13 protein-coding genes are annotated in these 11,057 nt (G+C 46.8%); 5 read left to right on the forward strand and 8 right to left on the reverse strand.

Features of this window, described 5'->3' with window-relative positions; genetic code table 11:
• Positions 1-50: 50 nt before the first annotated feature.
• The 4 genes from V7Q13_RS03410 to V7Q13_RS03425 all read left to right on the forward strand — a co-directional run bounded on the left by V7Q13_RS03410 (position 51) and on the right by V7Q13_RS03425 (position 3,192).
• The gene (locus V7Q13_RS03410) at positions 51-1,217 is read left to right on the forward strand and encodes a TlpA family protein disulfide reductase (protein WP_333799276.1); all 1,167 of its coding nucleotides are present in this window, start codon (positions 51-53) and stop codon (positions 1,215-1,217) included.
• A gap of 38 nt (positions 1,218-1,255) precedes the next feature.
• Entirely contained in the window at positions 1,256-2,179 is a 924-nt protein-coding gene (locus tag V7Q13_RS03415; protein WP_333799277.1) for an aspartate carbamoyltransferase catalytic subunit, read from the forward strand.
• A 100-nt stretch (positions 2,180-2,279) separates the two neighbouring features.
• Positions 2,280-2,753 carry a pantetheine-phosphate adenylyltransferase gene (coaD, locus tag V7Q13_RS03420; RefSeq protein ID WP_157478524.1) on the forward strand — a complete coding sequence of 158 codons (474 nt, stop codon included), beginning with the start codon at positions 2,280-2,282 and terminating at the stop codon, positions 2,751-2,753.
• A 4-nt stretch (positions 2,754-2,757) separates the two neighbouring features.
• Complete coding sequence (locus tag V7Q13_RS03425; protein ID WP_333799278.1) at positions 2,758-3,192, forward strand: hotdog fold thioesterase; 435 nt, start codon at positions 2,758-2,760, stop codon at positions 3,190-3,192.
• Positions 3,193-3,284: 92 nt separating this feature from the next.
• On the opposite strand, the gene V7Q13_RS03430 is transcribed toward V7Q13_RS03425, so the two are convergent.
• Both V7Q13_RS03430 and V7Q13_RS03435 read right to left on the reverse strand, forming a co-directional pair.
• Positions 3,285-3,920: an NUDIX hydrolase gene (locus V7Q13_RS03430; RefSeq protein ID WP_333799279.1), complete on the reverse strand. Its 636-nt coding sequence runs from the start codon at positions 3,918-3,920 to the stop codon at positions 3,285-3,287.
• A gap of 348 nt (positions 3,921-4,268) precedes the next feature.
• Positions 4,269-6,791: a VPS10 domain-containing protein gene (locus tag V7Q13_RS03435; protein WP_333799280.1), complete on the reverse strand. Its 2,523-nt coding sequence runs from the start codon at positions 6,789-6,791 to the stop codon at positions 4,269-4,271.
• A gap of 34 nt (positions 6,792-6,825) precedes the next feature.
• On the opposite strand from V7Q13_RS03435, the gene V7Q13_RS03440 reads away from it, so the two are divergent.
• Complete coding sequence (locus V7Q13_RS03440) at positions 6,826-7,524, forward strand: hypothetical protein (protein ID WP_333799281.1); 699 nt, start codon at positions 6,826-6,828, stop codon at positions 7,522-7,524.
• A gap of 12 nt (positions 7,525-7,536) precedes the next feature.
• Here the strand turns inward: V7Q13_RS03440 and V7Q13_RS03445 are convergent, their stop codons facing one another.
• From V7Q13_RS03445 to V7Q13_RS03470, 6 genes are all read right to left on the reverse strand, one after another.
• Positions 7,537-8,232 carry a DUF6994 family protein gene (locus V7Q13_RS03445; RefSeq protein WP_333799282.1) on the reverse strand — a complete coding sequence of 232 codons (696 nt, stop codon included), beginning with the start codon at positions 8,230-8,232 and terminating at the stop codon, positions 7,537-7,539.
• 221 nt (positions 8,233-8,453) lie between these two features.
• The gene (locus V7Q13_RS03450) at positions 8,454-9,266 is read right to left on the reverse strand and encodes an alpha/beta hydrolase (protein ID WP_333799283.1); all 813 of its coding nucleotides are present in this window, start codon (positions 9,264-9,266) and stop codon (positions 8,454-8,456) included.
• A gap of 26 nt (positions 9,267-9,292) precedes the next feature.
• The gene (locus V7Q13_RS03455; RefSeq protein ID WP_333799284.1) at positions 9,293-9,547 is read right to left on the reverse strand and encodes a type II toxin-antitoxin system RelE family toxin; all 255 of its coding nucleotides are present in this window, start codon (positions 9,545-9,547) and stop codon (positions 9,293-9,295) included.
• Complete coding sequence (locus V7Q13_RS03460; RefSeq protein WP_333799285.1) at positions 9,547-9,750, reverse strand: hypothetical protein; 204 nt, start codon at positions 9,748-9,750, stop codon at positions 9,547-9,549. Before V7Q13_RS03460 ends, V7Q13_RS03455 begins: the two co-directional genes overlap by 1 nt.
• 258 nt (positions 9,751-10,008) lie before the next feature.
• Positions 10,009-10,659, reverse strand: coding sequence for a leucyl/phenylalanyl-tRNA--protein transferase (gene aat, locus V7Q13_RS03465; protein ID WP_333799286.1), 651 nt, complete (start codon positions 10,657-10,659; stop codon positions 10,009-10,011).
• A gap of 20 nt (positions 10,660-10,679) precedes the next feature.
• Positions 10,680-10,982: an ATP-dependent Clp protease adaptor ClpS gene (locus tag V7Q13_RS03470; RefSeq protein ID WP_333799287.1), complete on the reverse strand. Its 303-nt coding sequence runs from the start codon at positions 10,980-10,982 to the stop codon at positions 10,680-10,682.
• Positions 10,983-11,057: the final 75 nt, after the last annotated feature.

Below are 11,057 nucleotides of genomic sequence, written 5' to 3' on the forward strand. Positions count from 1 at the left end.
TGACTTTTCGCACCTCAACATATGCAGTTTCACCGCTTACATTTGTGGCTATGATGCCATCGTTGAAGCAGGTTGCGAAAGTAGCCACCACCATTAAATTGTCTGTAATATTCTTTGCCCTAGTGTTGATAGTGCCCGGCGGAAAACTGCTGGCGCAAAACCCCGGCAACGGACAAATACAGCTCACCGGTCATGTGGGGGCTTTTGCCGATACTTTGTGGGCGGGCATTATTGATGCCGAAAAGGGCAGCTATGTAGGTTCGCTGGCCCGCATCAACAAAGGCACTTTTACCATTAAAGCACCACTGGCCGACCCTGGCTTGTATGTGCTGATGGTGGGCGACCCCAACAACACGAACAACATCACGTATTACAATGTGTTTTTAGAAGCCGGAATAGCAGAGCTTAACCTCACCGAAAAAAGCCGTGACTTCGACCCGGTAAAAGGTGCTTCGCTGTTTGCATGGAAGGCCTTGGTAGAGCAGTTCGGCCCCGATTTCGACACCCTGTCGATGCTGAATAAAATGCGGGAAAGTGCCGGTACTTATGGCTACAACAACGACAGCATTTTGCGCAGCCGCCAGGTGATTGCAGACAGAGTGGCCACTAAAGTGCCGGGCTATTTGCAAACCTTTAATGAGACTGCTGTGGCACCGTTTCTACTCAATCTGGTGTGGCCGCTCAATTATCCTGTAGCGCAGGTGCAGCAATGGATGCAGCAAATAAAACCTGCGGCCATGCAAAATCAGTATGGCTTTTCCATCAATGAAATAGTGAGTACAGAAATGACATTGGGCTACGGGCAAGTGGCGCCGGTGTTTGTACAAAACGACCCCGACAATAAACCTATTTCACTTGAAAGTTTCAGGGGAAAATATGTGCTGATAGATTTTTGGGCCAGCTGGTGCGGCCCCTGTCGTATGGAAAATCCGAACGTGGTAAAAGCCTTTGAAAAATACAAAAGCAAAAACTTTACCGTATTTGGTGTGAGCCTCGACAAAGACAAAAACAAATGGTTACAAGCCATTGCCGCCGATAACCTCAACTGGCCGCAGGTAAGCGATTTGGCGTATTGGAACAATGCAGCAGCCCGTTTGTACAAAGTGCAAAGCATTCCGCAAAACTTTTTGCTCGACCCTGAAGGCCGCATCATTGGTAAAAATTTGCGGGGCCAGGACCTGGAAGATTTTTTAGCCAAGACTCTGGGGAATAATTAATTACCAAAAAAGTCGGGCTCCTTTATCTTTGCTTTTTAATGAGCCTCTCTACTAAACATCTGCTGGGCATTAAAAACCTTCAGAAGGAAGATATCGCTACTATTTTACAAACTGCAGGCCAATTTCGAGAAGTACTGCAGCGTCCTGTAAAGAAAGTTCCTTCTCTCCGCGACGTTACCATTGTCAATCTTTTTTACGAAAACTCCACCCGTACCCGCATCTCCTTTGAGCTGGCGGAAAAGCGGTTGAGTGCTGACACTATCAACTTTGCGGCCAGTGGTTCATCTGTATCAAAAGGGGAAACCTTGCTTGATACCGTGAACAACATTTTGAGCATGAAGGTGGATATGGTGGTAATGCGCCACAGTGCCAGCGGAGCACCGCATTTTTTGGCCAAGCATATTCCAGCAGCCATTGTAAATGCCGGTGATGGCATCAATGAGCACCCTACGCAAGCCTTGCTCGATGCTTTTTCTATTCAGCAGGCAACGGGTGGTTTGGAAGGTCGTAAAGTGGCCATTATTGGCGACATCATGCACAGCCGTGTGGCATTGAGCAATATTTATTTGCTTAAGAAAATGGGTGCAGAAGTAGTGGTGTCTGGTCCGCCAACACTCATCCCAAAATACATTGAACCTGCACTGGGTGTAAAAGTGGAATACGATTTGAAAAAGGCACTGGCCTGGTGCGATGTGGCCAACGTGTTGCGTATTCAACTCGAACGGCAGAATCAGGTGTTGTTTTCTTCTTTGCGGGAATACAACCTTACTTATGGTGTCAAAAAATCGTTGCTGGATTCATTGAATAAAGAAATCGTCATCATGCACCCGGGGCCCATTAACCGCGGTGTAGAACTGGACAGCGATGTGGCTGACAGCGGGCACAGCATAATATTGAATCAGGTAGAAAACGGAGTGGCTGTTCGCATGGCAGTGTTGTATCTGCTTGCGGGTAGAAATTAACCCTGACTAAAATGCTTTGTATTTTACGTCAGCTCAAGGCAAATTTTGCGAAGCAACATTTGGGTTAATCCCTTTTCTTTACGGCATCAAATGGCCGTTTATGCGCATTGCACTTTTCCCTGGCACCTTCGATCCCATTACATTGGGTCACGTAGACATCATCGACAGGGCCTTGCCTTTGTTTGATAAGCTGATTGTAGGCATTGGTCGCAATGCCAATAAAAAGCCGATGTTTTCGGAAGAAGAACGGCTGCACTGGATTCTCGAAACCTATCGCGGTAATGATAAAGTGAGTGCTTTGGTGTATGAAGGCCTCACAGTAGATGCCTGCAATAAAGTGGGTGCAGGGTTTATTTTGCGGGGCATTCGCTATGTCAGCGATTTCGAATATGAAAAAGCAATTGCAGACATGAACCGCAGCATCGAACACAACATCGAAACCATTTTTCTCACCTGCTCTCCGCAGTTTACTTCGGTGGCTTCTACCTTGGTGAGAGATGTGTATCGCAATGGCGGCAATGTGCGGCAGTTTTTGCCCAATGCTGTGCAGCGTTCAATTTATCCGGCAAAATAATTCTATGGCTTCTATTTGGTTTCAGGGGCTGCCCAATATGCACATGCTCAGCGAAATGGGCAAGGGCAACATGGGAGAGTGGCTCGATATTCAGTTTACAGCAATTGGCGACAATTACATCAAAGCCAGCATGCCGGTAGATCATCGTACCAAGCAGCCTTTTGGTTTGCTGCATGGTGGTGCATCGGTAGTGTTGGCCGAAACACTGGGCAGCGTTGCATCCGCATTGGTGGTAGATATGCAGCAATACATGTGCGTTGGTATGGAAGTAAATGCCAATCATGTTCGCTCAGCCCGCAGTGGCAGGGTAGAAGCTACCTGCACACCCATTCACCTTGGCGCCACCTCGCATGTGTGGGATATACGCATCCACGATGAGCAGCAAAAATTGCTCTGCATAAGCCGGTTGACGGTGGCGGTGATTAAGCGGAAAGCGTAAAGTTTTTTAGTTTACGAGTTTACCAGTTCACTAGTTCTATTATCGCAATAGATTATTTTCTCCGCCATTCATCATTCCACATTCCTAATTCATCATTCTATCACACCTTCCGCTTTCAGCACATCTACAATCGAAGGAAAAGTATTGTCTAATAAAGCAGGAATGTCTTGCGGTGATACCCATTGCAGGGTTTGAATGTCTTCTTCGGTTTGTGGCACCAATGCTTCTGCAGTGCTGGCTTCCATGCGGTACCACACCGATTCTTTCAACAGAAACTGCCCTCTTTCATGATAGGTATGCCAAGTGGTAATGAGTGGCGCCATCAGCTGTACATGTTGCAATCCTGTTTCTTCCTGTACTTCCCGCAAGGCACAGGCTTCAATGGTTTCGCCTTCGTCTAACTTTCCTTTGGGCAAGTCCCATTTGCCCCGGCGAAAAATAAACAGGTATTCGCCATTTTCATTTTTTACCAAGCCGCCACCTGCGGTAATGGTTTGGAATTTGGATTGCAACAACTGAAAATAATAATCCGGCTTGCTGCTTAAAATAATGGCGGCATCGGCATCTGTTTTGTCGAGGTCGTGAATGCAGGATTGCACACAACTATCTGTTGGCTGATTAATGACTAAGGTGCAACCAGCATCGGTCAGCTGTTGCATGTCGGGCGTCAGCACATTACTGATGTAAAACGGTTTATTGCCAAAGTAGATGCGATACGTGTTTGCCATGTGGCAATGTTACAACTTATCAAGAGCAGCAGAAAAGTGGTTGTTGACTAAAAAAGCAAATCCCCTTCTTGCGAAGGGGACATTGCCATTTGGATTTTTCAGATCAACATTTCTATACAGAAAATAACTTGTGTCCTGTCTGTATGCGGCAGCCCAAACCAGCCAGATTTTCGACCACCGGGAAACGAATATAGAATGTTTTCATTGTTAAAACATCAGTATTGATGTTGCGACAGCGTAAAATGGGGATAACTTTTTTGACCGTCAGAAACTCAAGGGGTTGGAAGACAAAAAAGCCCGCCAACCTCTGTAGGCTGCGGGCTCTGTTGTTAAAAGTTCTTGGGGGAATTAGTCTTCTTCAAAGAAACGGCGGGGGCCAACCGGCTCTTTCTTCGGTGCCAATCCATGTATTTCGTTCAGATCGGCCACGTAAATGCTGCGGCCATGGGTACCGAGCAGTATTTCGTTTTCTCTTTCCTGTACAGCTATGTCGTGCACCGGAATAGCATGGGGCAGCCCATTTTTCCAGATGTTCCAGGTGGCGCCGCCGTCTTTCGAAACATAGAAGCCGCCATCTGTTCCGGCGTACAAAATGTTCTCAAACTTGTGGTCTTCCCGAATCACGTTTACAGGCTCCAGTGGCAGGTTGCCGTTCACCGGTTTCCAGTTGGCACCATAATCGTCGCTTACAAAAATCATGGGTTTGAAAAAGTCGTTGCGATACCCATTGAACGACGCATATACCCGGCCTTCTTTGTGGTGGCTGGCATACACACGTGTTACCCAAAATCCTTTGGGCAGTTTGCTGCTGATGAGCGTCCAGCTGTAGCCGCCGTCTTTGCTTACATGAATGTTGCCATCATCGGTACCGGCGTAGAGCAGACCAAATCGTAAGGGACTTTCGCTGAGGGTGCTGATGGTACCAAAAGGAACATCGCCTTCTTTTTTACCATTGGTGAGATCTTCGCTAAGGGTTTGCAGGTTGGCACCTTTATTCAGGCTGCGGTGCACCCGGTTGCTGGCAATGTAAAACACATCCGGATTGTGGCGGCTGATGAGAATGGGCGTCAGCCAGTTGAAGCGGTACGGCATTTCGCCAAGGCTGTGCGAAGGGCGAACGCTGAGTGCACCACCCGTATCCAAATGGCTGCGGGTGTACACGCCAAACTGCGAACCATAGTACACGGTTTTGTTGTCTCTCGGGTCAGCCAAAATCATCATGCCATCACCGCCGCCTACGCTGCGGTATTGCAGGGTATCGAAGTTGGCATCGCTGGTACGCTGGCGGCGGGTGAAGCCCGTCCAGGTACCATTATCTTGCAGGCCACCATACACTTTGTAAGGCCGTGCATTGTCTACACTAATGGCGTAAAACTGACCAACAGAAGGACTGTTGGCTTTGAACCAATTGTCGCCATTGTCGTAGGTGATGTTGATGCCGCCATCATTACCCAAAATCATGTGGCTGTCCCGCTTGCCATTAATCCAAATGAAATGGTGATCGCTGTGGGTATTCGATTTGCCAATGCTTTTAAATGTTTTGCCGGCATCGGTGCTCAGCATAACCGGTACACCCAGAATCACAATTTTCTGATCGTTGGAAGGACTTACGGCAAAACGACCAAACCAATAGCCATAGGTGCTGTACATATTGGGCAGGTCTTTTTCGTTTTGCTTTTTCCAGGTTTTGCCGGCGTCTTCGCTGCGGTAAATTTCAAAACCAATCGGAGTGCCTTCAAAGCCGGTATTCACATTCAGAAAATCATAAATAGCCGTGGGTTTCACTTTATCGCTGGCCACCATTTCCTTTACCGACTTAGCCGTATAGCGGGGCGCCATGCGGTTGGTTTTCAAAAATGAATCCAGTTTTTTATCATCCAAAGCGGCAAACTGCTCTTTGCTTAACGCTTTAAAATCTTCGAGTTTGTAATTCACCGAATCGGCTTTGGCATTGCTGCTGCGCTTGGTTTGGTTGTCTACAATGGCATACACGATTTGCGGATTTTTTTCGTACACCACCATGCCGCTGCGGCCAAACACCGCACCCTGTGGCAGGCCACTGCCTTCACCACTAATCAGCGTCCATTTGTTACCGCCATCGGTGCTTTTATAAATGCCGCTGCTGGCGCCGCTTTCTTCAAAGTTCCATGCCTTGCGGGTTTTGTACCACATGCTGGCGTATAGCTCATTGGGGTTTTGCGGGTTGATGTCCATTTCGATGGCACCGGTATTTTCATCCAAGTACAACACCTGTTTCCAGCTTTTGCCGCCATCGCTGGTTTTGTACACGCCACGGTCTTTGTTGGGCGAATACAAATGTCCGGTTACGGCTACCCAAGCCGTGTTGGCATCGCTGGGGTGCACAATGATTTCGCCAATATGATGGCTTTCGGGCAGGCCGAGGTATTGCCAGCTTTTGCCATTGTCGGTGCTTTTGTACACACCAATGCCGCTGTAGGTACTGCGGCTGGCGTTGGCTTCGCCGGTACCCAGCCAAATGGTGCGGGTAGCCCACTGAACGGTTACATCGCCCAGGCCAATCACGTCTTCATTATCAAAAATGGGCGTAAATGACTGACCGTTATTTGTGGTATGCCAGAGGCCGCCGGTAGCATAAGCCACATAAAACTCGGTGGGGTCTGCGGGGTTTACATCAATATCTACCACACGGCCACTCATCACCGTTGGGCCAATATTGCGAAAGCTTGTTTTAAAAGGCGAGGCCTCAGCCAGTTGACGCTTATCTGACAGGCTCTTCAGGCGATCGGTGGCAGAAGTAGGCACCACATTTTGTGCCCAAAGAAAGCTGCTGCCCAAGAGCAAAGCTCCTGCGGTAAAAGCAATGTGTTGTAGTTTTGGAAAGGAAGCCATAGACAATTTTTAAATGAATGGTTCGTTAGCAGTTATGATGAAACGTCTCAATTTTTTACTGGTGTTGGCAATGCTGTGTGGGCCGGAGTGGCTGATGGCACAATGTAAAACATTTAAGCTGAGCGACCGTGGCGATACCCTCAACTGTGTGGATACCCGCAACCGTAAGCAAGGCCCGTGGCTGGTGCAGGTGCCAGAGCAGCGGGGCAACCCTGGCTACGAGGAAGAAGGCTCGTATGTAGACGATAAAAAGGAGGGAATCTGGCGGCGCTACACCATGGAAGGCGACCTGGTAGCCGTGGAAGCTTACCACTGGGGCATGCTGCATGGCAAAAGCAGTTACTACTCAGTATTGGGCCTTGAAAGGGAAGAGGGATGGTGGGCCATTAACCCCAACAAACAATACGATACCATAGAAGTGCCCGACCTGTACGAAGATGGTAAATACACGACCGTTATATTGAAAAATGAAGGCCGCAGTTTACGGCACGGCACCTGGCGCTGGTTTGACCCCACCACGGGTTTTGTGCAGCGTACCGAAGAGTTTATACGGGATAGTGCCGTGAGTGGGCTGGAAGCTTTTGGCATGAGCAACAGCCGTACCAAAAAGCAACCTGCCGATACCGGTAAAAACGGTAAGAAGAATGAAAAACCTGCCGTTGTACAGGAATACGAAAAGAAAAACTCCGGCAAGAAAAAAGTAAAAGTGAGGGATGGCTCGACGGGGTATTGAGGGGAGAGTTTATCAAAATGAATAATATGATTCTTTTACAATCCTTTGATTTCTACATTCAATTATGTGTATAGTCTGATTTATATAATCTCTATATTCCTCTACTGTTTGAGGTAAAGCAGACCTATGAAAATCATCGAATGGTAAAGTGAATTTTACTCGATTTGTATCATCTACAAAATCTTCGAGTAGAAAGAATTTGATATAGTTATCAAAATCAATAAACTGCTCAAAAAAATCCTTGTACCTATTTAGTGTATCGTAGAGTGGACTTGATTCATTTAAGTAGAAACGCCTAACACATTCTAAGGTTAAATCGAACCTGTCACAAATTTTTCGATTTACCCCTCTTGCTTGATTTATCGTAAAGCCATTTCTTTTATGTGCTGGAAATATTATATGGCCTCCAATGGTTCTGACTTTATGTTTTATTTCTTCGATTTCAAATTGTTTAAGCCAGCCATCGAATATGCCTTTATATTTTCCATCAAAATGAGGACACATTCTATCGCTAGAAAAATTCGATAGTACATTGTTTTTTAAAAGCAATCTCCCGTATCTATCGCCGATTATTTCAAGAAAAATAGCTTTTCCATTTGGCAATGATTTACTCCATAAGGACTTGTGAGTGAGATACAATAATTGGCTGTCAGTATCAGGGTCACCGCACTTACTATCTAAGCGAAAGTCAAAGTCTATATTATTCATAACGGAATTCGTAGCTATGTTTCATGTTACCAACACCAAACAATAATTTCTTTCTGTTCGGGATTTGCAATTCCGACTCTACTAGATTGTAACTCGGATTGCAAGTTTGCCAATATGGTTTCTGGATTATAAATACCGAAGATCTGACAATTCATCGGCTGTATGAATCTCTCCTTTAATAGACACCAATATTATGCGAATAGTAGGCTTGTAGAGTTTCCCTACTTCCTCCCCAGCTGAAAAAACAACAGCTGATACCGGATGGCGCTGCGCCAGTAATCCCAGTTGTGGCCGCCGGCTCTTTCGAGGTAGGTATGTGGCACTTGCATGTGCAACAGTTTTTTGTGTAGGGCTCTGTTGCCGCCAATAAAAAAATCTTCGGTGCCACAATCAATAATTAGCTGCAAGGTTTGGGCACTGTTTTTTTTGAGGGTATGCAATACCGAGTAGTTGGCCCATTGGGTACTGTCGCCAATTACTTCGCTGATGCCAAATTTTCCTTTCGATTCTGTGAGGTCGACTCCGCCGCTCATACTGCCAGCCATGCCAAATACATCGGGGTGGCGCAGGGCCAGGTACAAAGCACCATGGCCGCCCATACTCAGCCCGCTGATGGCACGGCCACTGCGTTTGGCCTGGGTAGGATAACGGGCATCAATATATGCAGGCACTTCGCTGGCCACAAAGGTTTCAAATTGAGAAGCTGGTTGCAGCGGGCTATTCACATACCAGCTGCTGTAGCCACCTTCGGGGCACACAATAATGGTTTGGTATTCATCTGCCAGTTCGCTCAGTTGCGGTACCCGTAATATCCAGTTGCTATGCCAGCCACTATGTCCGTGCAGCAAATAGAGCACAGGATACTTTTGTTGTGGCTGCATATCGCTGGGGGTAATAATGGTACAGGGCAACGACCGCTGCATGGCTTTGCTGAAAATCTGTACAGAATCTACTTTGCCTGCCCATGCATAGGTAGTTGTGCTAAGCAGCACCAGCAGCATCCAACAAAACTTACGACTGAGAAATGTGTTCATTCGGTAAAGCTAAGCGCCTGTAAAAACTATTCGTACACATCTTTCCTGTGGCCAATGTGCACTACTTCTACAGTCAGTATTTTGTCAGTAATGGTATAAATAATACGGTAGTCACCAACACGGATACGCCAGCCATACCGACCTTTCAATTTTTTGCATCCAATTGGCCTTGGATTATCTGCCAAATCAAACAAGGCCGTTTTAATGGCAGTGTAGTGTGGCTCATTCACTTTTTCAAGTGCCTTTACCACTTTGGGTTTTATGAGTACCTGATATGCCATTACTTTTTCTTGCGTTTGGCATCTAAAGCTTTGAAAGCTTTGTCAATAGGAACAGATGGCTTTTTATCGGCCATAGCCTCATCGAATGAACGGATATCTTCCAGTTCCTCCAGCTCTTCCAGTATTTTTTTATACTCTTTCATGGGCAAAACCACAGAGATTTTTTTGCCTTTTTTATCGGTGATGAATTGTGGCGCAGTCATTGAAAAAAGTATTAATGAACGATGTAAATATTTTCTGATTGGCGTTGATAGGTTCTTATACTCGCAGTAACCGAGGTATTGTGTCTACTACTTCAACAAATGATGTTATGTAAAAGTCCTGAAAAAAGGCAAAGTAGCCTACACTGCAAGGTAGATTTTAACCTGAAAGAAAAATATGCATGCGATGCTGTTTGTGAGATCATACAACAGCGGCGAAATTCACGGCTCTATCAACTTTCGGACTTCCCGTCTTTCGGACTACCCCACATACTCCTTCAATATTTCCATAAACCCCTCCCGGTCTATAAACCTTGCGCCCAAACTTTCGAGGTGGGCTGTGTACACCTGACAATCGATGAGCACAATGCCTTGCTGCTGCAACCATTGCACGGCATACATAAAGGCGGCCTTGCTGGCATTGCTCACATGGCTAAACATGCTTTCACCAAAAAACACTTTGCCCAACAAAACGCCGTACAAGCCACCCACCAACTTTCCCTGCTGCCAGGCTTCAAAACTGATGGCATGGCCCATGTGATGCAGTTGCGTATACGCATCCTGCATGGCCGGCGATATCCAGGTGCCATCCTGTCCGGGGCGGAGTGTTGTTTTGCAATGGGCCATCACTTCAGCAAAGCATTGGTTGCGGCTAAACTGAAACACATTTCTGCGTAGCACTTGCTGCATGCTTTTGCTGATATACAATTCTTCGGGAAACAGTACAAACCTAGGATCGGGGCTCCACCACAAGGGTACATCGCCATCGTACCAGGGAAAAATACCTTTGCGGTACGCCAGCAGCAACCGTTCGGGGCGCAAATCGCCACCCGCCGCCAGCAGTCCTTCAGCATCGGCAGCTGTTACGGGCGGAAACCAAAGTTTGTCGTCGAGAATGTGGAGTGTTGTCAACCCGGTAAAAATAACACAGATTACACGGCTACGGCTTCAACCGTTGCATTGATGCCCCGGTCGGTGATGCCTTCTGCCATTACCTTCAGCTCTTCAAATCCGCCATGCTTCACGGCATATTTGCCCCGCATGTGTATAATGAGGGCGCATTGCTCGGCCTGCTCGGCAGAGTGGCCCACAATTTCCATAAGGGTTTGAATCACCCAGTCAAAACTGTTTACATCATCGTTCCAAACGATGAGACTGTACCCGCCATCCTCCAATACGAGGGTGTCTTCATCAGGCTTCAGTTCGGGGTTTGGCTCGGAGTAAAAAGTAATCATGCAGTTTAAATTGGCGGCAAATTTAGGCAGCTATGGTTGAAATGTATTGTTAGAAAATGATTGTGTTGAATAGCT

The organism is Phnomibacter sp., from assembly GCF_036803085.1.
In the GTDB taxonomy this organism is placed as follows: Bacteria; Bacteroidota; Bacteroidia; order Chitinophagales; family Chitinophagaceae; genus Phnomibacter.